The 24,960-nt window shown below is 32.9% G+C and carries 14 protein-coding genes; 7 read left to right on the forward strand and 7 right to left on the reverse strand.

Annotated elements, in window-relative coordinates:
• Window positions 1-48: 48 nt before the first annotated feature.
• The 4 genes from BM018_RS05065 to BM018_RS05080 all read right to left on the reverse strand — a co-directional run bounded on the left by BM018_RS05065 (window position 49) and on the right by BM018_RS05080 (window position 9,435).
• Window positions 49-5,349 carry an MG2 domain-containing protein gene (locus BM018_RS05065; RefSeq protein ID WP_092319265.1) on the reverse strand — a complete coding sequence of 1,767 codons (5,301 nt, stop codon included), beginning with the start codon at window positions 5,347-5,349 and terminating at the stop codon, window positions 49-51.
• Between the two features lie 51 nt (window positions 5,350-5,400).
• Window positions 5,401-7,212 (reverse strand): DegV family protein, encoded by a 1,812-nt coding sequence (locus BM018_RS05070; protein ID WP_092319267.1) that lies wholly within the window; start codon window positions 7,210-7,212, stop codon window positions 5,401-5,403.
• A 184-nt stretch (window positions 7,213-7,396) separates the two neighbouring features.
• Window positions 7,397-8,368, reverse strand: a complete 972-nt coding sequence (locus BM018_RS05075; protein ID WP_092319269.1) for a hypothetical protein — start codon at window positions 8,366-8,368, stop codon at window positions 7,397-7,399.
• Between the two features lie 65 nt (window positions 8,369-8,433).
• Complete coding sequence (locus BM018_RS05080; protein WP_092319270.1) at window positions 8,434-9,435, reverse strand: NAD-dependent epimerase/dehydratase family protein; 1,002 nt, start codon at window positions 9,433-9,435, stop codon at window positions 8,434-8,436.
• Window positions 9,436-9,820: 385 nt separating this feature from the next.
• On the opposite strand from BM018_RS05080, the gene BM018_RS05085 reads away from it, so the two are divergent.
• The 6 genes from BM018_RS05085 to BM018_RS05105 all read left to right on the forward strand — a co-directional run bounded on the left by BM018_RS05085 (window position 9,821) and on the right by BM018_RS05105 (window position 13,759).
• Window positions 9,821-10,486: a hypothetical protein gene (locus tag BM018_RS05085; protein WP_092319271.1), complete on the forward strand. Its 666-nt coding sequence runs from the start codon at window positions 9,821-9,823 to the stop codon at window positions 10,484-10,486.
• A gap of 21 nt (window positions 10,487-10,507) precedes the next feature.
• The gene (locus BM018_RS05090; RefSeq protein ID WP_092319273.1) at window positions 10,508-11,278 is read left to right on the forward strand and encodes a DUF1295 domain-containing protein; all 771 of its coding nucleotides are present in this window, start codon (window positions 10,508-10,510) and stop codon (window positions 11,276-11,278) included.
• A gap of 216 nt (window positions 11,279-11,494) precedes the next feature.
• Window positions 11,495-11,818 carry a glycosyltransferase gene (locus tag BM018_RS05095; RefSeq protein WP_092319275.1) on the forward strand — a complete coding sequence of 108 codons (324 nt, stop codon included), beginning with the start codon at window positions 11,495-11,497 and terminating at the stop codon, window positions 11,816-11,818.
• 263 nt (window positions 11,819-12,081) lie between these two features.
• Entirely contained in the window at window positions 12,082-12,243 is a 162-nt protein-coding gene (locus tag BM018_RS07835) for a hypothetical protein (RefSeq protein WP_159428191.1), read from the forward strand.
• Window positions 12,244-12,286: 43 nt separating this feature from the next.
• Window positions 12,287-13,273 (forward strand): NAD(P)H-dependent glycerol-3-phosphate dehydrogenase, encoded by a 987-nt coding sequence (locus BM018_RS05100; RefSeq protein ID WP_092319277.1) that lies wholly within the window; start codon window positions 12,287-12,289, stop codon window positions 13,271-13,273.
• 90 nt (window positions 13,274-13,363) lie between these two features.
• The gene (locus tag BM018_RS05105; protein WP_159428192.1) at window positions 13,364-13,759 is read left to right on the forward strand and encodes a regulatory protein RecX; all 396 of its coding nucleotides are present in this window, start codon (window positions 13,364-13,366) and stop codon (window positions 13,757-13,759) included.
• 151 nt (window positions 13,760-13,910) lie between these two features.
• On the opposite strand, the gene BM018_RS05110 is transcribed toward BM018_RS05105, so the two are convergent.
• Window positions 13,911-14,801, reverse strand: a complete 891-nt coding sequence (locus BM018_RS05110) for a glycosyltransferase (RefSeq protein ID WP_092319281.1) — start codon at window positions 14,799-14,801, stop codon at window positions 13,911-13,913.
• A 9-nt stretch (window positions 14,802-14,810) separates the two neighbouring features.
• Window positions 14,811-15,773, reverse strand: coding sequence for a glycosyltransferase (locus tag BM018_RS05115; RefSeq protein ID WP_092319283.1), 963 nt, complete (start codon window positions 15,771-15,773; stop codon window positions 14,811-14,813).
• Window positions 15,774-16,251: 478 nt separating this feature from the next.
• Between BM018_RS05115 and BM018_RS05120 the strand changes: the two genes are divergently transcribed.
• On the forward strand, window positions 16,252-23,145 hold the full coding sequence (locus tag BM018_RS05120; RefSeq protein WP_092319285.1) for a hypothetical protein: 6,894 nt from the start codon (window positions 16,252-16,254) through the stop codon (window positions 23,143-23,145).
• Window positions 23,146-23,391: 246 nt separating this feature from the next.
• Here the strand turns inward: BM018_RS05120 and BM018_RS05125 are convergent, their stop codons facing one another.
• Window positions 23,392-23,874, reverse strand: a complete 483-nt coding sequence (locus tag BM018_RS05125) for a low molecular weight protein-tyrosine-phosphatase (protein WP_092319287.1) — start codon at window positions 23,872-23,874, stop codon at window positions 23,392-23,394.
• Window positions 23,875-24,960 lie beyond the last annotated feature (1,086 nt).

Here is a 24,960-nt window from a genome sequence, read left to right on the forward strand (position 1 = left end):
ATGACTTCGCTGAAATATTTGTTTAGATTAAAATATTCTTAAAAATTCCTATTCAATAGAAATAGGAGGTTGACTCTTATAACTAAACATTTCAGGATTTTCTTTATCAAAGACTTGGATTGCAGGAGCTACCCAAGTTCCTGCAATTGTTGGAGTTACTAAATATTTTAATTGAATTTTATTTTGATTCCGGATGCGCGCAGATAGGTGAACAGCAGTATTTTGGATGCTGGTAGAATATAAAGAAGCCGATTGATTTTGACTGGATGTTGCGTGCAAGGTAGCATATAAAGGATCAATAATATAAATATACTGATCTTTGACAATATTAGGTATGACATCGATAATAATAGTATAAGTTTTACCTATTTTTAAAATGTTATTTGTTACTTTTTTATTGTCATCATAGATTGTTTTTTCTATGTTAAATCCTTGGTTCACGAAATTTTTACTTTTTAAGGGAATACGTTGATAGTTAATAGAGTAAAAATAGGGAATACCACTGTTTTCAAAATCTAAACAAACAGTACTATTTTTATTATCTAGCTGAATAATAGCAGAGTTTTTTTGAAAAATAATCGGCTTTTTATTGAGAGAAACTTTATAATTTGAAGATTCCTGCTTATAATTCCCAAATCTATGGGCATATAGTAAATAACTATTAATGCTGTTTATCTTATTTGTGTCTATGCCGTTGATAATTTTTAATGCATTGTACTGAGATGAAGTTTGATTAATCATCGTGTTAGCAATATTATTATTTTCAAAACTATTAGTGCTAAAAATAATTGAAGAAACTGATTCTATTTTTTCATTATTTATTTTTTCTATTTGTTCTTTTATTTGTTCTGAAGGAAATCCTAAAATATTCATAATATCCAGAATCAATGCATGAATTTGGGCATTATCTATTCTGATATTATTAACTAATAAAGAAAAATTATCTTTTGAAAGAGATTTGTCTAAAGTTTGTAGCTTCCATGCGTATAATTGATATACTGTTTGTAAATAAGGAGATAAATTAGGACTGAATTTTTTTTGTGCATATTGGTCTGCAGCTATTTTGAAATGTTCCAGAAGATGAGGATCGATATTATAGCCCGATTTTTGAGCATGAAGCAACGTATGATAAGTTCTTAATATAGTGTATTCGGGAACAGGTAAAAACATAGATACAGGAATCATATTTATTTTATTACTTACAATATAATTATTAAGATTTTTAATATCATTATTTACAATATTTCTGAGTTCTGTAGGCAATAAGTCAGTTAATCCCAGTGAGTTGAGAAGTTGTTCATTTGAACTGATTAAAAAAATTCGTTGAATAATATCAGACAAATATAGACTTTTATTGGTGATTATTTTTGTAATTAGTGGCTTTATAGTCAGCAGAGGTGAAGGTGAAATTTGTATAGCAAGTTGCTGTTTTAGGAGATTATTAGTGTCTAAAGCAATATGAATACTATTTGAATTACTAATAATTCCAGAGTATGAAGCAGTTTCCCATGGATTTTCTATAATAATAGGAATCTCTTTAGTAAATCCATCTTGGTATTTACTATTAGAGGCTTGTACAGTCCAAGTTTGTGATTGATTTGATTTAATCAGTGTTTGAATTAAAACAGATTGCTGCGATTGAGGTAATAAAGTAAGATTGGTAGAATAATTAGTATAAGGATTTTCAAGATTGACTTCCGTATCTAAAATTTCTGCTGTCTTATTTTTAACTATTGTACCCCAAATAGGCTGATCTCCAATACGGACAAATTTTGAAGCTAATAAATCACTAGTCATAGAGCGAGATACAGAAATAATAATATTTGTTTTGCCAAATAATGAATTTTGATCATAACCTAATATAGTAATATCAAAGCTTGTAATATTATCGGGCAGGTTGAATTCTACTATTGTTTTTTTATTGTGATACAATTTTACATTTCCTTGGTAGAATGCTGTATATTTTATATCAGATCTGATATAGCCAGCAGTGCTTGCCATATTATCTGCAAGGCGTAAAGGCCGCATAATCGGTTGAGGATTATTTTGAAGAAATCCACTATCCCATAAACTACAACTGAATGGTTTAGGATTGTAGAATATATCTACGGGATTAGGAATAATATTAAAATTGGGAATACTTCTGTCTCGTACAATAACAACTGCTTCTCCATTAACTCGTATATTAGCATAATTTATAGCATCCAGTTCTAAACGTACTTTTTCTCCAGGTGTATATTTCGGTTTTTCTGTGCCTATATTGATGAGAAGTTCTTGATGGCGTGGATTTATTGCTAAACTCAGACGTCCTGAATATAATGGATCCACATTTTTTGGTTCTAGAGAGATCAGCAGCGCAGATATAATGATATTAGGTTCATCGTCAATAGTCAATGGAATTTCTGTGGAAATAAGGGAATTGGTACTTTCAATACTCCTTGTTTCTATTGTATTTTTTCTTTCTAAGAAAAGTAATAATCGAGATTTAGAATAGGGATTAATAACAGAAAGAATAGCTTTTTCTCCGCTATTATATTTTGGTTTATCCAGATGCATTGTCAATTTTTTTGATGTAATATCATTGATTTCTTCTTGATTGTATACTTCAAAATTAACGGAAGAATGAATATTATTTTTCTTATATTTAGCTTGTAAATGTGCAACATATCTTCCAGGTTTGGTTGGTATAAATTCAATTTTATCGTTACCCAGTTTTATTTTTTTATTATATATGATTTTTCTCTTAAAGAAGAAAAAAATCTTTTGTAGTATATTCTGTTTATCGTCATTATAGGCATAATATTCGATATAAAATTTAGCTTTTATATTAGAAGCTAATTGTTGGTTGACAGTATTTAAAGCAAGCATATAGAAAGTATTGGTCTGCAAAACAGGGAGATTATAATATTGTGGTTTCAAGCCAAGTTGTAATGGTAATAAAATAGGTATATCATTGGTTGTATTAGTGATTGCTGGCATATTTGTCGGATGAGCTATTACAGTTATTGTTAAATATCCGTTATTTGAACGAAATTGCTTCAATTTTTTTGAAAAAACAATGTTATTTCTAGAGTTTTTTTTCTGCTTGATTAATATTTCTGTCTTTGATGGAAAATCATATTCGTTAAATGTATAATCAGGGTAAATTGAACTGAAATAAGGAGCAGTATTCATAGATGCTTCATAAGAAATAGGCATATCAATAGGAGAATTAAGAAAATCAGAAGTCGTAATAGAAAAATTTAATAAATCACCGTAATAATAGATATTTGTATTCAATTGTATCGAAAGGTCAATAGGAGTAGGTTCAGCAGTATCAACTTTAAAATAAGTTTCAGAATAAAATGGTGGCTGTTTGGCTCTACTTTTTGCGATTACTCTATAATTTCCTATTGGTGCTGTGTTTTCTAGGGGATAAGAAACATTAAATGAGCCAAATTCTGTCCATTTTTTTGTAATATTTGTTAATTCTTTGTCTTCAGGGTCTAATATGGTGATAGTGATGTTGCTTTTAAAGAAAGAGCTTTTTGTAGAAAGAATACCATTATCATAATCTCTGGCTATTGCATGAATATTGACACTTTCTCCAGCGTTATAAGAAGATTTATCTGTAAATATCATATTTTTTATGGTTAGAGGATAAGCAATATCTCCATCAAAAACCTGAGCACTGTAATAATAGGGTTGAGTAAACGAATCTTTGAACGTTGATCCATATCCTGCAAAAGTAATATCATTGTTTAAAATCCCGATAAATAAAGGTTCTTCCAACAATGCTAATGAAAGATTGGGCTTAGGAACCCGTAATAATCCATCAGAACCAGTTCTTCCTAGATCTTGATAAGATCCACGTTCCTTATCATAAATCATAATCGTCATATCTGCAAGCGGTGCTTGAGTTTCAATATCACGGGCGTAAAATACTAAATTATTAAATGATGTGTAAGCTGTCAATAAAGAACTGGATAAAATCACTTTTAGCACAGGAGGCGATTCTTTAAGTTCTGCATTATGAAATGAAATTTGAATTAATCCTGATTGATTGTTGGTGATCGTGTTAAGGTCAAAATTAAATTTTTGCATCTTATCTGGAACAGTATCAAGTATAATATTTGTAGTTTGTATGGGGACTGCAACTTCATTGTTTTGTAATGTCCGTGCAATATAATAATCAGAACGTATTACTTGAAATTTTACTGTAAGATTACTGATATTTATGGTTTCAATAGGAATAATAGGATTTTTTTTGTTGAGTAGAATAATACCTAAAGGATATTTGATACCTGGATCTGCATGTTTAATAAATAAATTGGTAGTAAAAATATCAGTAAGTTTTTGATTATAAATATCTTTGATATTTTTGGGAATAAATGTAATCGTATAAGATGTATTGGCTTGAAAGGAGCCTGTTATAAGAATATTGCTGTTAGAGATTGTATAGTCAACCTCTGGAACCAAAGGCACTATTTGTAATAACGAATTTTTGTTTTGTGTTTCTTTCAAAGGATTAGAACTTTGTAACCAAATCTCTTTTTCTATCGTAAAATCTTGATAAATTTCAAAAGGATCGCTAGAAATTCCTTTCCATGTTGGCAATGAATATGTTGAGAATTCATCTTGAAAACTAACTAATCCATTATTAGAATGAATAATTGTATATCTTGTATTTGGTTTCAGATGTTTTATAGTAACAACAATTTTTTGAAAATCTGTGGAGATCGAATTATTTCCAGGGATAAAATTTGTTGTTTCTTGATAATGAAGTCTATATGGTATTTTTTGGGAATTATCCAAGATAACTAGTGATTTTTTAAGTTTTTTTAAATCAATAGGCATATTAATGCTTAAAGTTAAGGGGCTTTTAAGATCTTTTTTTATTCTTTGAGCATATAAAATTTGAAATTGTTTAGCAGGCAATGTATATGGAAGCTCATTAACAGAGTGTCCATTTATTTTTAAATTTATGCTTTTGTCATGTATAGAGGCTGCGATGTTTGAGCTTATGATTTTAACTGATTTATTAGGAGGTATAGGAGTATGTAATGTATAGATAAAACTTTTGTTGTTAATTGTTCGAATACTTCCTGATAGAGGAGGTTCAAAGTCTAATCCTAATTTTGTTTGCCAAGTTTCAATAGCTTGTTCGTAAGATGATGGGTTTATAATATCCTGATCAAATTGAAAAGTAATCTCTCTAGTGCCATAGTTTAGTAGAATTTTATCCCAATCTTCTTTTTGTGTGAAATGTTTATATCCAACATATATTGTTAATAGAGAAATATTTAAACTAAAAAATAGTATAATATATTTATAATAGAGATAAAAAAAAGAAAATATTTTTTTTTTCATATTATTTTGGTTAGATAGGGGTGATTAAGAAATCTCCCTAAGGGAGATTTCTTAATCAGTATAGATAACACCAACAGCTATTGCTCCAAATCCAACATTAGGGGCCATAATAGGAGATGCTATGTTTACACTCCAAGGTTCGCATCCTAAAATTTTAGAAATCTCTTTAATATATTCATTTAGGTAGAAATTATCAATCACTGTGTGAGATATAACAAATCCTTTTACTTTTCTGTTTTTGACATGAGTCTTTATATTTTTCAAACTTTTTTGCAGTGCTTTGCTAAAACTGAATGCTGCTCCTGTAACATGGGCTTTTCCATCTTTTATTCCAATAATAGGGCGTAACCCAATACCTTTAATAAAGTTTCCAGCTATAGATCCTAAACGTCCACTCTCTATAAGATGATCAATAGATCGGAAATTAATATATGCTTGGGTATTTTGAATGTAATTTTGAGCATTTTTTAATACTTCAGCATGGCTTAGGCCTTTATTAATATCTTCTGAGACCGAATAAGCAATTACTCCAGCAGATGCTGAAAGATGTCGGCTGTCAATAATATCAATAGGTAGTTGCTTTTTCAATTTTGCCAGCTTAATCCCTTGTACGGCGCTATTATAAGTTCCACTCACTCCTTGACTCATCGATAATACAATAATTGAATCATAATAGTGAGATAAATAATTGTATATATCTGCAAATGCTTTAGGTGAAGGTTGAGAAGAGCGTCCTTTTTCTCCTGTTTCTTGTACTCGTTTAGTGTATTGATAAAGATCCAAGGATCGATTATCATGATATACGCCTTCCGGTAGCTCTATGGTACATGGAACAACATGAATTTGGTTACGTTCTATAAATTCTGCATCAAGAGCTACTCCTGAATCAATGACAAGAGCAATGGAATGTTTGCGGTGGTGGGCAACATTGTATTGCTGACGCATATCTTCAATTTTTTGGAAAGAAAAAGTTCCAAACTGTCGCAATTTTGCAAACATTTCTGCTGGATTATTTGTATGAAAATGAAGTCTTAATTTAGAGGAAGATCCTGCAGTAACAATAGAATCACTATCTTGGCTAAGAATTTCTAGGACCGCATTTTTATCAATATTCTCGCCAATGATACAAGTTTCCGTACAAAATCGATTATGAAGTGATTCTTCTGTTAATTGTTCGGCTTCTGCAATAGGAAGATCTGTATCTATTGCTAGAAGATGTTCCATATCATGATCTTCTCTCGAAAATGCTCGTTGGCTTAGTGTTTCTTTCATGCCTTCTAGGAACAAAACAAAACCTTTTGCTCCGGCATCTACAACTTTAGCTAATTTTATTGCTTCAAGTTGTTGTGCAGTGCTCTCGAGAGCTTGTTTTGCAATAATTTCCGCTTTATTAAAAAGATCGGTAAAATCATCAATATGAGTGCATTTTTCATGAATATAATCAGCCCATTCCCTAATAACGGTTAAAATTGTACCTTCTTGTGGGGTTGGAACAGCATCATAGACATATTGTGATGCTTTTTTGACAATTTGTGCAAAATGTTTTGTTGTGATATGGGCCATATCGTTCATTTCCTGTCCTATTCCATAAAGAAATTGAGCAAAAATAACGCCGCTATTGCCTCGAGCGCCATCTAATGCAGCATCTCCAATGCTTTTAGCTACTTCTTTAATGGTGCCATTTTCTTTTGCATGATAGATAACAGAGGTTACTGTTGCTGCCATATTTGATCCTGTATCTGCATCGGGAACAGGAAATACGTTAATTTTGTTGATTTCTTCTTGGTGTTCAATAAGTTTTTTACCTCCGGATAATATCGACCAATATAATTCTTTTCCAGATAAAGTTGAAAGAATGGACATAGTGCCCTCCTAATTTGCGAAAATATAATCTCTTGTACAGAGTTATAATCTTGCTATTATAATATAATTTAAATAATTTCGCAAGAAATTTCTATTATATATTCTATATAATTAGAGATCAATAACAAAGAATAAGTTAGGAAAAAGGCCTCATAAAATATTGAGGCCTTTTGAAATGATAAGTTTATTTTGAACGAAGTTCACGTGGGAGACGCACAAAATACACTTTATTATTAAGAAATTCCGGGAACCAAATTTTATCCTTGTATACACTAAAATCTGCTGCAGAGTTAACACCCGTACCTTTTGATACAAGTTGTTTGGTATTGGCATCGAATATATAGAAGCCCGTATCCCAATCGGAAACGATTACATATCCTTTAACATAAGCAATGCCATCTAATTTGCCTCCCCCTAATGGTTCTGAGAGCCAGGGAGCAGATAAAGTGCCCACACTAAAATCATCGGTAGTAAATTGAAAATCATAAATATTTCCTTTAGCAGGCTGACCTCCAAATGTGGAATCTACTAAGAAAAGTTTATTCGATTCGGCATCATAAGTAATTCCGTTGATACCGTTTAGTGTTGCATTTAAGCCTGTAATAGGAATAACTTGAACAATAGAATCCAAATTGGGACTGAGTGTTATGCGATATAATGTTCCACTTCCGGTATCTGACAATACAATTGTTTCCTTATTAATTACAGCAACATCATTAAGAAAACTAGCATCTGCAATATTAAAAGTGGTTATTACTTTTCCTGTAGCTACGTTCAATAATTTTACGGATGGATGATCTGATACAACCATAACATCATCATTTAAAAAAGCAAACCCTTTAGGATCATCTAATTTTCCTACGAATAACTTTTCTACTTGCGTGCCGTCAAAGGCAAATCGTGTGAAAAACCCTGCACGCTTAGATTTTCTCGGCTGGCCTCCAAGATTGGCTACATATACCATATTATTATGAATAGCAACGCTTTCTGGAGTAGAAAATTCAGTGACACCCGAATCAACAATCAGAATTTGTTTTTCTGAAGCTCCTGAAGTAGCCAAATAACGCGGCCTACATGATTGTTGTGTTTTTTTTCCAGTTCCGCAAGCAGAGGTTAACAGTGCCGCAACTAAGATAATATATTTTTGTACGTTCATATAATGTGCCTCCTATAAGATTTCTTTATTTTACCATGCTTATGTATTACAAATCAATTTATTTGTTAAATATTATGTTGTGTTTTTTTCCACAAATACTTGTGCTGATGTGCCCATGCTATGGTATCACGGATTGTTTCTTCGAACGGGCGTACCGTATAGCCAAGTTCTGTTTTGGCTTTGTCGTGGCGAAGGTCAGCATTAGAGAACAAAATCGCCAACGATTCAGGAGTGAGGAGTGGTTCTAAATTAAGAAGAGAATAGAGTGGAGACATAATATGTGCCCCAAAATATGCCAAAGATTTCGGCATATTAACAAAAAAATGTTTCCTTCCAAGCACTTTATCGACAATTTTTTTCTGATCGCTGACACTGAGAATATGTCCTGATAGAATATAACGTTCGCCAATTGTGCCTTTTTGGTCTGCCAGCAAGATACCTTGCACGACATCTCGCACATCCACGAAATTATAAGCCCCTTTAACTCCCATGCAAAGCCATGTTGTCATTGCGTTAATGACCAACCCCATTTGTGATGGCATGTAATCGTGAGGGCCTACAACTCCCGCAGGATGCACGATAACAGCATTAAGGCCTTTATTTTTGACAGTATTTAAAAGATAATTTGTAGCAATAGCTTTGGTTTGACCATATTTTCCTAAGGCTGTTTTTTCACATACAGGTGTATTTTCTGTGAGTGGCTCGCCATGAGGTCTGTCACTTATTGCATGTACAGAACTTGTATAAATCAATTTGATGCCCTGTTCCGAGCAAATATCGCATACGTTTTTTGTACCGTTGACATTTGTATCATACAATTCTTTGTTAGAGCCGGGCAAAATGGAAATAACAGCCGCTAAATGAAATACTTTTTCTGCACCTTGAAATGCTTTTTGCAACGATGCCTTATCACGTATGTCTCCATAAGCAATTTCAACATCTAAGTCGTCAATCGGAATAGTAGTTGACCCCGGACGAACTAATACTCTTACTTTTTCGCCATTTTTGAGTAACTCACGTACTAACACGTTGCCGATATGGCCTGTAGCACCTGTAATAACAATCATAATAATGCCTCTCTTAAAAGTTAAAATAAAAATAATAGCATATTGTATTTTTTTTTTTTTGAAAAGTCAATAAGCATAATATAAAATTATCAGGTGCTGCAATGAGAGGTTTAGTCTTATAATTGCATAGAAATTTATTTAGATGATAAACCATTTTTATATTTCTGATTCTAACATTTATTAGCAAAAAGTTTAGGTTATTGTTGTAAGAGTAAACATTTATTCTAGATAGAAAATAGTTAACTCTTGAAATTAACTATGATTAATGTGGATACTTGTTTTTGTTGATAAAAGATTGAGTTAAAATTTAAAATATGATATATTTGATATTTAGAAAAAATTAATTTATAATTTGTAAGCTTAATTTGGGGATTGAGGAGGATTTATGAAGTATTATATGGCTTTCTCCTTCTTTTTATTGTTCAGTGTTCCATTGTTCAGTCAACAAACAGCCCCGCTTTCTTTAAAAGCTCAGAAAATCCAAGCAGAACTTGAAAATGAAAGTCTGCCTGAGCTTCCAAATACGGAAAAAGTTGCAGAAAACTCTGAAATCAAACAAGAAATCCCTGATTCTTTAAATATTGATTCTCAGGAAGTTGTCAAAAAAAGCCGAACCGTACCTAACGAAGGAAAACCTTTTTTTACATTGTCGGGTGGCCTTGCCCCATATCAGGCAAACTTAGGCATTTTAAAATATTTTATTCCAGAATGGTGGGGACAAATCGAAATCGGTATGACTATTTTTCCCAATGTGCCTGTTAACGATTATTATACTGCTATACAATTTTTTAAACCTTATATAGCATTAAAAATTATTACCGGTTATTCATTTTTTACAAAAAAACAATTTGAAATGTCTCTGTTTGTGCAAGCGCAAGCTGCATTTATCGGTACCACGGAAATTCCTATTATTCCTGCAGCTGGATTTCGGTTTACAATCAGCTTTTTCTGGCTTGATGTAGCGGTTGGCTATGCGGTAACGGTTGGGGGTACGTTAAGTCCTATATTTAGCGGTGTACAACCTGTAATTGCCTTAGGATTCCGTTTCTGACGTTATGGAGGATCAATTATTATGAGTGAAGGATTGTTTTATAATGTAACTTTTTCTGTCTTTCTTTTACTCCCTTTTATAGTTTTTTTAGGGTTGGTTTTTGGTAAAGTAAAAGCTCCTTATGGTCGTTATACAACTCCGGCATGGGGTCCTATCATTCCTGCTAAATTGGGATGGATCATTATGGAAGCACCGTCTTCTATTTTGTTTCTGGTGTTTTTTTTGCTGGCACCAAGTTTGACACCAGGACAGATAGCCCTTTTTTTTATTTGGCAATTTCATTATTTTTATCGAAGCTTTATTTATCCTTTTCTGTCGCAGCACAGTAAGGGAATGGCTGTAGTATTAATGTTTTCAGCGTTAATATTTCAAGTTTTTAATACATACTTCCAAGCTCGCTGGATCTATAAGTTTGCACCTCCTGATTTTTACGGAGATGGCTATTTGACGTCTTGGCAATTTATTTTGGGATTGGCAATATTTTTGTTGGGTACTTTTATCAATCGTCAGTCTGATACTATCTTAAGGCATTTACGTTCATCTTCGGATAATAAATCGTATAAAATTCCATATGGAGGCTTATTTCGCTTGGTTTCGTGTCCTAATTATCTTGGTGAAATTATTATTTGGTTAGGATGGGCTATAATGTTAAAATCTTGGGTTGGTTTTGCATTTTTCTTATGGACTGTTAGTAATCTTGTCCCTCGCGCGATGATGAATCATCAATGGTATCTGGAACGATTTCCTAATTATCCGAAAGATCGAAAAGTATTAATTCCCCATATTTTTTGAAAAATATGGGGAATTAATACTTAACAAAAAAGAAAAAGGAGGTTATAGTGCGCAACCGACTATAAAGATATTGCATCGCATATATTTTGGTTTTGATGGAAGAAAAGATCTTTATCAAGAGTATCTAGAAACATGGAAAGACCAACTACCTAACTATGAAATTAAATTATGGAGTGCTAAAAATTTGCCGTTGGATATAATTATTTTACTTGCACAATGGCTTCTCAAAAAAACGGTGCATTTCTAAGCGATTATTTTCGTTGGTGGGTATTACGTGAATATGGAGGGATTTATTTAGATGCTGATATAGAAATAGTTAATGGAGAAAAATTTAATCAGGTAGTAGAAGAATTAGAACAAGGCCAACATCATAGTTTCATGGGATTTTCAGGTAATGGATTGCCCACATATGACTGGATTGCAGAATCTGTTGGCTCGAAAAAAACTCTCCTTTATCAGTGTTTGTGTGTAGTTTATATGATAATATGGGACCTTTATCTTATTTGGATAAGCATTCTATTACAGCTCCAAATTTATTAGCTTGCTACTTTGCATACCATGGTTATTTTATTGAAAATAATGGTAAATATTCGGGAGAGGTCGATAAAATTATCGATATTTTGGGAGTCTGAATATATCCAAAAGAATATTTTCATCCGGTAGAAATTTATCCCTATCCTTTAATTGAGAAACTAGGGATAAATCTTTGTGCACCGAATGTCACTGAAAATACATGCCTTTGTCATCATGCTTCTTCTTCATGGTTGCCAGAAACGCATATTTCGCATCAAAGGTTCCGGAAAGTGTTGGAAAAAAGACCTATGTTTGCTGATTATTATAAGAGTTTAGAGGAAGTAGAACAAGCTGCACGTGAAACAGAAATTTTTTTTAGCGATGGCATGACAAAAAGATTTTCTTTTATGAAAGCACTTTTGCAAAAAATGAAGAGGTTGACGAAAATCTAAAAATTATTTATAATATCCTATTGTGAAGAAATAAGGAGCCATTATGAATAATATTGTTGTATTAGGGGCCGGAAGTTGGGGAACAGCGTTGTCTGTGGTTCTTCGTGAACACAATAATGTCACATTGTGGAATGCACTGCCGGAAACTCTCAATATTATTCAAAAAGATGATCAAAATACTAAATATCTGCCCGGTATCAGCTTGGAGAATATTAATTTAGAATATGATCTTGCACAGGCAGTACACGGAAAAGATATGATCTTAATTGCTATTCCTAGTAAATTCTATAGAAATCTACTCGATCAATTAAAAATTTTGACTTCGAAAGATCAAATTATTGTCAGTGCTACGAAAGGCATAGAGTTGGATCCGATACGCACAATGACGGAATTGATTGAGGAAATTATCCCTCATAAGGCTGCTGTGGCTTTAAGTGGTCCCTCGCATGCTGAAGAAGTTGGAATGCAAAAATTTACTTGTTTAGTAGCAGCGTCAAAAGATATGCAAGCTGCTAAACAAGTGCAAGAATGTTTTTCTACGTCATGGGTGCGGGTTTATACGAACATCGATCCGAAAGGAGTCGAAATCGGTGCTGCTATAAAAAATGTTGTTGCTATAGCTGCTGGTATTGTAGTTGCGGGAAATTATGGAGACAACGCTCTAGCTGCATTGGTTACGCGGGGTCTTGCGGAAATGATCCGTTTTGGGACTTTTGTGGGTGGCGATCCTCAAACATTTACCGGGCTTGCTGGTATAGGAGATTTAATTGTTACTTGTTATTCTGCCCATTCACGCAATAGATATGTTGGAGAGCAGATTCTTGCGGGAAAAAAAGTTGATGATATCCAGCAATCTATGTCTCAAATCCCTGAAGGAGTCAGAGCGGTGAAGCTTATTTACCAGTTTGCATGTGATAATAATATTTCTATGCCTATTGTTGAATCCGTATATAAAATTTTATACGAAAATATGAGCTTGCGGGAGTGGGAAAATGCGTTAACGGATCGTCCTTATAAAATTGAGTATTAAAATCCCATGGAAAAATATACTTTAGAGCAGTTGCAGAATAAAATTCTATATTTTATTAATTATAGAATAAGATCTCGGCAGGAAGTACTTGTGAAGCTGAAACAATTAGCTGCTACTGAAGATCAAATTCATGCATTAATGGATCAATTAGTTTCTCATGGTTTGTTAGATGATGAAAGATTTATTCATTTTTTTATTAATGAAAATTTATATGTGAAAAAACGCAGTATTTCCTATACAAAGCAAGTGTTAAAACAAAAAGGATTTAAGGAGCATTTAATTAATGATGCATTGTTGGAATTTTTGGAGTACAATGAATTTTCAGAATTAGAACAGGCTGTCCATGCCTTAAAACAAAAATACAGTACCAATAGCATATTAGAAAGTAAAAAAATGCTTGCATTTTTGGGAAGAAGAGGATTTTCTTACTCTGTTGCTTTTGATGCTGTCAAATTATATTTAAGAAATGATCATAACTTTGAATAATTCATATTGACATATATAAAGAATTTTAATATATAAAATTTTAGCTAGTATAGATATGTTTTGATTTCTTAATTTTTATCTCAACCAAAACTAATAAAACAAATTTCCTTTTCTTTGTAAATAATGAACTTAAAAAATGCCAGTGCCAGTTTTAACTTTTTAGTAAGGTATTAATTTTGTGAGGAATTTTTAAGACAAACTGCCATATTTTTATTAAAATATGTTGCATTTTGTGAGGTTTTGAGCCTTCTGTTTGAGTTGTAGCAATAAAATAATCTTTTAACATGGGTCTTTGCGTAAGGGTTGCTTGTCCTTTGTTGAAATAGGCAGATTCTTCTGTATGCCAAGAGCACCCATAGTGGTGACAAAGTGCAGTCTGATTAGGGTTGTAGTCACGTAGGAAAAAGACTGAGGATCCAGCAGTATGAGTATCATAATAGCAGAGAGGTGAAAAATATGCTTTAGGATATATTCGAACTCCTGCTAAATCTGTAATAGCTTCACAATGAGTGAACTTTCCTAATTCGTGAGTACGTTTACCTTTTTCCATAAAATATAAAGACAAAAGTTGGGGTGCTGTACAAAATGTCTTACGCCAGTGACGTAGAGGGCCAAGATTTTCGTATACTGTGCACATGAAATTTGCAAGTTCAGAATTTTGTTTGCAAGCCATGGAATGCGCCGTATAATATCGTGCATCTGTATCAATGCCTACAAGAGCATGGTTGTCGGACTGTTCGAATTCTTCAATATATTGATTAAAAAGCTCTCCATTAACTATTTCTATATCAGCATCTAAATAAATCCCTCCATATTCACGTAATACCCACCAACGAAAATAATCTCCCAGAAACACAGCATCTTTTTCTTTGGTGTGAATACTGACATATTCATTTAAATCCATAGGAAGATTCTCTGCGTTCCAATGCATAATTCTATATTCCGGAAATTGTTCTTTCCATGTTTCTAGATATTCCTGATACAAATCTGGCTTACCATCAAAACCAAAATATATTCTATGTAATACTTTTAATTCTCCCATCAATATCTCCTAAAGCTTTATGGTTTGAAGTTTTATTTTTTTGTATATTAAGCAGCATAATTTAAATATTTTACTGCTTAATTTGCGTATTATGTTGTTTTGTGGGAAGACATTATAAAGTTTATTCAGTATTTTTTTAAACAAATTTAATAATTTATTGAAAGATTCTTTATGACTATGATCTACAGCTGGAATTTTCATTGTTTTCAGGTATTCTTGAAGTTCATGAAAGCGCCGTGCTTGTTTTTTTTCTTTTGCATATTCAGAGTCTGCATGGTGATTTATATTGAGATTGCTGAATAAGTGGTATACACACGTATTTTCTGTATAATTCAAAGTTTTGCCGGTCAAACCAAATTTAGGCGAAAAATATTCTTGAGGGTATATTTTGATGTTTGCATGTATTTCAGGCTGATCTATAATAGGGTAACCATTATTTTTTGTATACCCGTTCTCCAGGAAATATAATGTAATCAGTTGCGGACCAAGTAAGTTCCTGCTTTCTTTCCAGTGCCATAGAGGTCCTGATAAATATTGATCATACATCATAAGCATAAAGTTCGCAAGATCGGAATTAGGCTTGAGGGCTACAGTTTGAGCGGTCGGATGTCCATTATTTTTTTCTTCAATGCCTAAAAATCCTTCATAAGCACGGGTTGAATATAATTCGTTTAAAAGAGAATCTAATTTTTTACCATTAATGATTTCACAATCGGCATCCAGATATATGCTTCCATGCTCTTTAAGCACAAACCAACGATAATATTCTGACAAAAAAACAGGTTGCTTATCTACTAATGCTTTTTGTACCCATGTATTGCCAGTTTTTAGCGGAAGATTAGAAGTATTCCATTGCATAATCGTATAGCCAGGCATTTCTGCTTTCCAGGTATCCAAGTAATGCAAAAATAAATCTTCGTAAGGAGGCATATTTGCAAAATAAATTCTATGAAGAATTTTAGGATTTTGCATAATAGGAACTTCCAAATTACATTAAAACGCAAAAATCCCCTTATTGGCTTATACCAAGTAAAGGATTGATCACAAATAATATAAAAAAGCTAATAAATTAGCTTGTGTTGTTATAACATATGAATTTTAAAATGTCAATTTTTTTCATAATTTTCCTTAAAATAACTAAATTATTCCTGTACTATTATAATGTATTGGAAATAATTTTGTCAAGTATTTTTATCCTTATGTGAGTAAGAGAATTTATAATAACTTTTTAAAAACTAAAAAATTTTATATTAGAACCGATTAAAATATATAAAATATTAATATTGACAAAACTAAGAATATATATTACAATTACTTATATTGAGTAGTTTACTTTATTAAATAGTAAAATAGGAGCAATTATTTATGCTCACTCTCAATTATTACTATTTATTATTGTCAGGAACATGCACTAAATTTTGTCAAGGAATTCAAGCTAGGGGAGTAGTATATGAATAAAATTGTATGTTTATTACTATTTTCGCTAAGTGTAAGTTGCTCATTAGTAAAGGAAGAGGCATTTAAATTATCTTATGCTGAAAGAAAAGTGATTGATACATTTGGGAAGCACGAATTATTATCCTTAGAACCAAATGGGTATTGGAATTCTCAAGAATATAAGACTTTATTGTTTAATGGCGATTTTTTGACGATGCAATCCACAATTATTTCAGGTGGCAAAATTGTGCGTGTTGAAAATTATGCTCTCGAAGTAATTAAAGATGTTTCAAAGTTTGAAGGAATTTATAGAATTCATGGCTCTGGAGCCTACAGTGGTTTGTATATGGGGATTTATGCAGAAACAAATAGTACGGGTTCCTTAGTTAAAGTAGAAGTCGGATTGTCTGAAAATGGTATTTTAGATAAAGCGCGAACAAAAAATAATTGGGATTATGCTAGCGATTTAATTGTTAATAGAGTGTTTAAAGTGTTTCATTCAGAAAAGATAGTCAAACTAAACAATGATTTAAAATATGACGTAAAAGAAACAACTAATGCAATATTCAGTATTAACCGTGTTACAGGAGAATTAAGAGCTGAGTTTACTGAAGTTAAGCCGGTCACTCGTAGTAGAAGAGATGTTTCTACAACAGCAAGTCGTACGATTCTGACTTCATTGGGAAATATACAAGCACAATCTGTCCAAATTTTAGGACCTAATCTGGAAGTGTATCGACTAGCATCTGGTGGTTATTTTGCTGTTGAATATCGTACAGATCCTGTTTTTGGCAAATTACGAATGAAGTTTGCACAAGGTTTAACAAAAGAAGAAGTATTAAATAAATTATCTGCTATCTCAGAATACTATTGGGAAAGTGAGAAGACAGCAGATATCCCAAATCGGGTATTAGAAAAAATAAAAGATAGACCAATAGTAACTTTGAAAGCTTTTAATGCGCCTCCTATAGGGGCATCCTCTTCTCCTATTATTATTCCGGATGCATATGATTGGGAAAACACAACAGAATATAGGATAAATATTGAAACTATGTGGGCTAAAATAATAGATGTGAATAATAAAATATCGAATATAAACGATTATCGTGTTCGTATGATTGAAGATATTAGTGATACGGAAGGAGTATTTCAGTTTTTAGGTACGGGCTTACTTAATGGCCAGTATGCAAAATTGAGCATTACTAATGTGGATAAAAAAGCGGGATGGTTGGTGCTGAGTGCAGATAAAGAGAAATTTGAACAGCAGCCTGTTACAAACGATATACAGGATAATTTTGAAGCACAGCAACCACATCGAGTGGTAATAGAAATGCAACAACGCGGTAAAACTTGGGTTGGAGTGATGGATGATGGCACATACAGTAAAACAGCAACTACTAATTGGTCTTTTGACGCTGAAAAACTTTTGATACAAGCGAAAATTTTGACAAATTCTGTACCAAAAACATCGACTTATTCTTTTAAAATAGTTAGTAATGAATCTGGAGAAAAAGGCACATTTTTACTGAAAACAACAGCTGAAAATTTTCCTAATTCTGAAAATGATACAGATATGGGCTCTCCGTTTGATAATTTTTACTTTGCAGTGCAGCTTGGAAATGGTGTTAATAATGGCAGAGCATTAATGGAAATAGGAATGGAACAGCATCAGGTTGAATATGCCTTAAAACACAGAGCAGTACAAAATTTGTATGAACAATCCGTAGTGCCAAGTACTGACAAAATAGTAAAAGCGTTAGCTGGATTGACTCCATGGATCAAATTAAAGAATGGTTATTATTCGGAAACAGAAACAGAAATTTGGTGGTTTGATTCGGATACTATGGAAGCAGTTGTAATGGAAATCACCATGAGTAATGGTGACGTTGTTACTAATGCGTCGCGTTTTGCTTTGGAGATGTCAAGGGATGTAGGAGCTATTGAAGGAGCATTTTTATTAAAACCCTCCGAAAATAAGACTCCTATAACTACTGATTATCCAAATAGCACAGGTACGGAGATTAATACGCCATTTGATGCTCACAAAGATAAACATATGTACGTATTAACAGGCACAGCAACGACAGCAAATAGGGCATATATAGGTTTCGGTGGGACTGTGGACAATGCAAAGACTGCAAAACCCACTGATGCAGCGAATTATCATACACGTGCGGATGCTCCGTTATCAGCAGAAGCAATTCAGTCTGCTGTTGATAATGCAAAAAATAAAGGTCATTTGTATGTGAAATTAGCAGCAAATGCGACTACAGCACCAGGAGTTGTAAATCCAGGTTTATATGTTCCTTATGAGACAGAAGAAGTACAATTTTCTACAGATCCTCTTCAAGTTACAATTACTACAATTAAAAGGAATAATACCCGTACTACTAATACTTATCCTTTACAGATAGTCAAAGCTGAAAATCAGAGCAAAGCGATATTTAAATATTTAGGTACTGGACCTTTAGGGCTGAAATTTGGTGGTATTGCTGTACAAAATGCTGCGTTATCGGGAATTGCTCCAACGGGAACCTATTTAGTACTAACTAATGAAGATACTCTGGAAAAAGCAAATCAATCTCTTGATGCTTTGATAAATGTTAATCAATGGAACTATAATTTAAAAAGTAGTGAGCAATTAGAAGATGAATACATAAAAGCAGAACGAGGTCCATGGGTATCAGTTGATGTCATAGGCTCTAGTAGTGTTCTAGAGTATGTTGATCGGTTTTATGATAATCGTAATACAACAAATATAGTATTTAAACCTACTGATAGAAAAGTAGAACTTGGTATAATTATCAAAGGAGTTGCATCACAATCAGAGTATGAGTATGAAGTGGTATATACTAATGTTACAGCAAAAGTTAGTAATATTATAGTCCGGCTTTCAGGAGACGGTATATATAATGGTAAATATTTAGGATTTTCTCTAATCGAAGAAAATGATGCTACCAAAACAAAGTCAGGAAAAACAGCAATAGGAGATACTTTTGACAGCACGAAAACAGCACTTGATTCGGCACATACAAATTTCTATAAATTATCAGATGTAACTCCAAAAAATGATATTTTAAAACGTGCTAATGGGATAAAAAGAAATCCACCTGCATCTATTAATTCAATAGGAAATACTGTTGTAAAGGTTGATAGCAAGGGAATTTATAATTCAGAAGACACGCAGGAATTTTTATTTGATGCAGAAGAAAATACACTAACTGTATTGACAATAAAAGGTTCTGATTCAAAAACACATAAATATAATATTATATTTCCGAAAAGTGCTTCTAATTTGAGTACGGGAAATAATACTGCTGAATTGCAGTCACGATTTTATTTAAAATCTTTTGAGAATAATAATACAGATCCTCTTCATAAGCATTTTGTTGAAATGAAAGTGGAAGCAGGTGCAACTCCAAAGAAAATAAGATTTGCAGCGTCAAGCGTGTCTCCTAGTGATGCTCTGAATCAATTTAATGCAATGGATGGTAATCCTGATCAATGGAATTATTTAGAGAAAACAAGTACAGCTATTGATATGCGTGTAGTTGTGAATGCTTCTGGATTTTCATGGACAAGATTGATAACAAATGATAATTTATATTACTATGATCCACAAAATACGGAAACATGGACCTTTAATCCTGCTGTGAAAACTGTATCGATAAAAACTACAACATCAGGAAGTTCAACGGAACATAATTATCGGATCGGAATGAAACGATCTATTTCTCCCGATGAAGGTGTATTTGTGCTTGCTAGTGATACTTCAGGAACTTATGATGGACGTATTGTATTTTTAAGTCTGGGTACCTCAGGAAATGATAAGAATGCGAATGCACGCATTTTAGTTTCTACAAGTTCCGGAGATGAAGCTGCAAAAATTCAAGAAGTAGAGAATTTGAATACATTATTAAAAAATAGTAATCATTGGAATTTTCGAGAAGATACTTTAGCGGTCAATGAAGCAAAAGCAATAGTAAGTGCTGCAAAAGTAGCAGAATGGCGCAGTTTGGAAGGAAACAATGGCATATATGATCAAAATAATTATGTATCATTAAAGTTTGAGGGCGGTACGAAATCTAGGTATACACGGTATACAAATATTAAAATACAAGTTGTTGGAGTTGTTTCAGGTTTTGTCGCGATGGCAGCAGAAGATTTCGGATATAAAATGCATTCGGATATTTCAGATACTCGTGGGATATTTCAATTGATTCGCGGATCAAGCACTCAATTTACCAACAAATATATGGCTATTGAACTGGGGACTGCTGTGAGTGACAGATTAATGAAAGTAGGTTTTGGAGATACACCGGCTGCAGCACAGGAAGCACTCAATAGACAAGTAGCTTGGAATTATATGGATAAAAAAATGGCTGAGGCAGATGATCGCGTTGTTAAAGAAGCGATCAAACGAGGATCAGCGGTATGGGTTTCTCATTTGTTGCACCCTATTGTTGGTAATGTGGCTAATCCGGCCTATACGTCTAAGATGGTCACAAATATTGTGTTTAATACCACAGAGAAGACAGTAAAAGTTGAATATGTAACGACAGTAGGCCAAGACAGCACTATTAAAGAAAATGTTTATGGTTATACTATGATAGAAGATGAATCTGATATAAAGGGTATTTTTAGATTATCCGGATATGGTGATTTTGGAAATAAATTTATTGCTGGTGAGTTGATAAGTAAGGGTGAGACTTATGAGAACAGAGGACGAATAGCAGTTGGTATAGATGTTGCGAGTGCTAAAAGTGCTTTAGCTGCAACTAATGCTGCTCAAGAATGGAATATGTTAGAAAGGAATTCTTTATTATTAAATGCCCAAGTTATTGATACTGCTGTTAGTAAAGGAGTACTTGCGGGATTAGATCAGGCACGTCGTCTGCATGATCCTCAAAATACAACGAATCTCCAATTTGCTAAAAACGGTGTAAATATGACATTTACTTATACGGAATATATCAATGGGGTACCACGACCTGATGTCTATGAAATAGAAATGGTTAACGATAGGTCTACAACAGATGGGATCTTTCTCTTGAAGGGTACAGGTTTGTTCAGAAATAAGTATGCTCGTATTTCTTTCAGCGGTAACGGTAATAATGAAGTAACATTGTTGATTAAGGATCAAGCAGACGATTTGACAAATCGAAATATGAACTCTGATAGTACAAGATTGAGCTTTAAAGCAAAGACAGCATTGCAGCAAGATAACGGTTTACTAGAAAAAATAATAGCGCAACAACCGTTTGTTACATTAACGGATAAAAAAGTATATGTTCCTAAAGATAGTGGTATTGTTTCATTTTCTAAAATTTCAGCTACCGGTACATTGGCGGAAAGAGTTATAATGACAGTTGTGACAAATGGAGCTTCTTATACTTATGATGTATTGCAAGTGTCTAATGATGTGGTAACTGCTGATGAAGCTACATACTTCTTAAAAGCTACTTCAGGTGCTTGGAAAGATCAGTATTTATTGCTTAAAACACAGGATAAGTCTAGCAGTGATATTGTAAGTTTAAGAAGTGGTTTGGGTGTTGATATGCAAAATATGACTAATGATTTTAATAGTACCGGATTATCAGTTGGATATACTGTGGCACAGTTTGAAAATGCAAAATGGGTTAGACAATCAGAATTTGCATCGGATGAAGTGGTACAGGAAATAGTTCGTGAGTCTTCAACAATGAGTATTACTCGTGGCGGATTCAATGACTTTAGAGATACTGATCAATGGACATTTGATGTTCCTAACAGAAAAATTACTGTTAAGAAAGGAAATACATTTACTTCAGGTAATGTGGCAGGACAAACGGTAGCAGAAGATGTTTACTATTTTAATATTTATCACATGGACAGTACAAGTTTAGAAACTGGTGTTAGTATGAATGCTTATCCGAATACAGTCCATAACAACCGTAAAGTAGCTACTTATGCTTATTTTAAATTAGATTCGGATCCTTTGAGAAAAAATTATTTCTTCTCAATGAACTATTCTGTCGAAACAAATATGGCTAAAACCGAAGCTTTAAAGCAGCATGCCGAGTCTCAGCCAATTTGGAGAACATACAATTTGGCAATGAATCCTGCTTCTGTAATGACTAATTTGAAAACTAATAGAATATGGATTGCAACAAACAGCTCTGGTGCAATAGATACAAGTAAAATGGGTGTACAGGCTACTAATAAGAATACATTTGTGTATAATGAAGCACCTGGAGGCGGATATAGAAATAACTTGTTTTTATATTATAGCACGGTTAATAGTAGCGGAAATTTTACAAACACTCAAGATTTCTATGTTCCTGTCATTTATCAATATAATGGGGCAAGTGATTCTATTATTATGCTTGAGCAGGAAGCTCGTACCCGTCCGAATACAAAGAAAAATAAATTTGTGGCCATTCAGGTAGGAACCGGTGCGAATTCATTTACTGCTAAGATTGCTGAAGGTGACACATTATTTAATGCTATTAATGCACGCAACCAATTAACTAGTTGGAATTATAAGGTTAAATCTTCTGTAGGTGCTAACAGTGCTTTTAGATCTGCATTTGGTACATCGGGTAGTTTTAAGGGCTCTGTGGCAATTGATGGAGGCAGTCCGTCCTATTATGTTTTGAAATGGCTCAATGCATCTGATATGCTTGTATCGGTCACAACTCCTGGTAGACGTGTCTATCAATATGATATCGAAGTTATGGAAGTAACTGGAAGTGGAGCGAATACAGAGTATACAGTGAAATTTCATGGCTTAAGAGATTTGGGAAATAAATTTGGCCGATTTAGATTTAATAGTAAGTCAACTAAAGCAAGATTTGCTGTTGGTTCGGATGAACAAAAATTAAATAGCGCATGGACAGCACAAACAAGTGATAATTTGACGAAATAAAATTGTAGTTAGTATTAAAACAACACTTATAGGTGTTGTTTTAATACATATATTGTTCAAAAATATTTTGAAGTGGGATAAAAAATTGGACTTACAAGATTATAATTGAAAAAATTGTTCTTAATAGGTATAGAGTCTTTTTGATACAATCTTGTATAAAATTAAGTACTATAAAATCTCAAGCTCATAGATAAGAATTTTTAGTCTATATAAAACAAAGTTTGTCTATTTTGATAAATTGAATAATTAAAATTTATTAAAAGGATATTCTTTCAATCTGAGTTTATCTACTAATGTTTGGCATGTTCTTTCTATAGTATTATAAATATTGTTAAAATCATTTTTGTTTCCGTAATAGGGGTCGGGCACATTATTTTCAAGGGGATTCATAGGATCAAAATTCCGGAAATAAAAGATATTGTTATTGCAAGAATCCTTGAAACGCTCTTGTAATAAAGATGTGATATCTTCACCCATGGAAAAAATTATATCATATTCTTTCCAATCGTTTTTTGTGAACTGTTTTGCACGATGGGTAATATCATAACCTTTTTCGTAAGCTATTTTGCGCATTCGAGGATCAGCATGTTCTCCTTGGTGCCAGTTGCCTATACCTGCGGAATCTACAATAACATTTAATTGATTGTTTTGTGCCAATTTTTGAAATATGGTATGTGCCAGTGGTGAACGGCAAATATTTCCTAAACAAACAAATATAATTTTTTTCATAATGGATTCTCTTTGATATTTAGCGAATTTTTATACTAAATAATCGGCAGAATTGGCTTTGAATTTAGATCACATAAGATTTTAGATTTATTAACTGAAGAGTTTTATTTGATAATTATTAAATATTATATGATATAAATACAGGTTTATTTGTCTTTATATCTTGCTAAGGTAAGTTTGATTTGAAACTAGAACGAAGCTAAGAACCTACAAGCTTAAAAGATAATTTAAGAACGAAAGCCGCTGACATTTGAAACCCGAACCCCCTATATCTAATCAAACCAAGATATCATATGTTTCTTAATCTCGGTTTAGTTTCCAATCCTCGAATATTTTCTCTAGAGTTTATATTTCTTTGCTTTAAAGTGATACTTATAATGTACGACCCAACGTTTTTTGACATGACATTGGGTAGAGATCTTAGAATGTAGATACCTTTGCTCTATTTTTGTAAAATATTTTTGTTTCGAATTGTCATGCGAAGTTTGATTTGGCACTTATTTTAAGTCTAATTTGACATTTTAAAAGAAACCTCTTTCCAAGCACCAGGTTTATGCACGCTGTTGCCGAAAGAAAAGTTCCTTCCTAATTGAAAATATTTATATAAATTTTGGTCGAAGAGATGGAGATATCGTATTCTGCACTCCGGATGAAGAGCCTGTAAATATTGACCGAAACCAGGAAACATTTATTAATATCGAAAAGATTCAAAAAAGAATAGAAGAATTGAAAAACGGAGATTGGGATAAGACCACTTTTGTAACTGTCATGAGAAGTTTGATTTGAGACTTTAAAGAAAATTCCTTTTCCTAAGCGGCAGGCTTACGCACCTGCTCTAGGAAAGAAAGTCCCTCCCCTGAGCATTGGTTAGGGATTGTTTATAAAGAGATATTTCTTTACTCCCTGTTTTTGTATTTTTCATATAACATACTTGAGGACAGCCCAGATGGCGGCTTTATCCTTGTGCTCGGGATTGTCGGCTAAAAATTTATCTATTCCCTCTTCGATATTTTTGTCTTCATAAGAAATATATTTCGAAAGGAGATGCTTCTACATCGAAATAAAAACTGAGGCATTGGCATGACA

The organism is Brevinema andersonii (genome assembly GCF_900112165.1).
GTDB classification, from domain to species: Bacteria; Spirochaetota; Brevinematia; order Brevinematales; family Brevinemataceae; genus Brevinema; species Brevinema andersonii.

Excerpts from the sequence above, each read along its gene's own strand:
- BM018_RS05070 (WP_092319267.1), bottom strand. The coding sequence starts at position 7,212 with ATGTCCATTCTTTCAACTTTATCTGGAAAAGAATTATATTGGTCGATA.
- BM018_RS05085 (WP_092319271.1), top strand. The coding sequence starts at position 9,821 with ATGAAGTATTATATGGCTTTCTCCTTCTTTTTATTGTTCAGTGTTCCA.
- BM018_RS05110 (WP_092319281.1), bottom strand. The coding sequence starts at position 14,801 with ATGGGAGAATTAAAAGTATTACATAGAATATATTTTGGTTTTGATGGT.
- BM018_RS05065 (WP_092319265.1), bottom strand. The coding sequence starts at position 5,349 with ATGAAAAAAAAAATATTTTCTTTTTTTTATCTCTATTATAAATATATT.
- BM018_RS05120 (WP_092319285.1), top strand. The coding sequence starts at position 16,252 with ATGAATAAAATTGTATGTTTATTACTATTTTCGCTAAGTGTAAGTTGC.
- BM018_RS05100 (WP_092319277.1), top strand. The coding sequence starts at position 12,287 with ATGAATAATATTGTTGTATTAGGGGCCGGAAGTTGGGGAACAGCGTTG.
- BM018_RS05115 (WP_092319283.1), bottom strand. The coding sequence starts at position 15,773 with ATGCAAAATCCTAAAATTCTTCATAGAATTTATTTTGCAAATATGCCT.
- BM018_RS05080 (WP_092319270.1), bottom strand. The coding sequence starts at position 9,435 with ATGATTGTTATTACAGGTGCTACAGGCCATATCGGCAACGTGTTAGTA.
- BM018_RS05095 (WP_092319275.1), top strand. The coding sequence starts at position 11,495 with ATGGCTTCTCAAAAAAACGGTGCATTTCTAAGCGATTATTTTCGTTGG.
- BM018_RS05125 (WP_092319287.1), bottom strand. The coding sequence starts at position 23,874 with ATGAAAAAAATTATATTTGTTTGTTTAGGAAATATTTGCCGTTCACCA.
- BM018_RS05075 (WP_092319269.1), bottom strand. The coding sequence starts at position 8,368 with ATGAACGTACAAAAATATATTATCTTAGTTGCGGCACTGTTAACCTCT.
- BM018_RS05090 (WP_092319273.1), top strand. The coding sequence starts at position 10,508 with ATGAGTGAAGGATTGTTTTATAATGTAACTTTTTCTGTCTTTCTTTTA.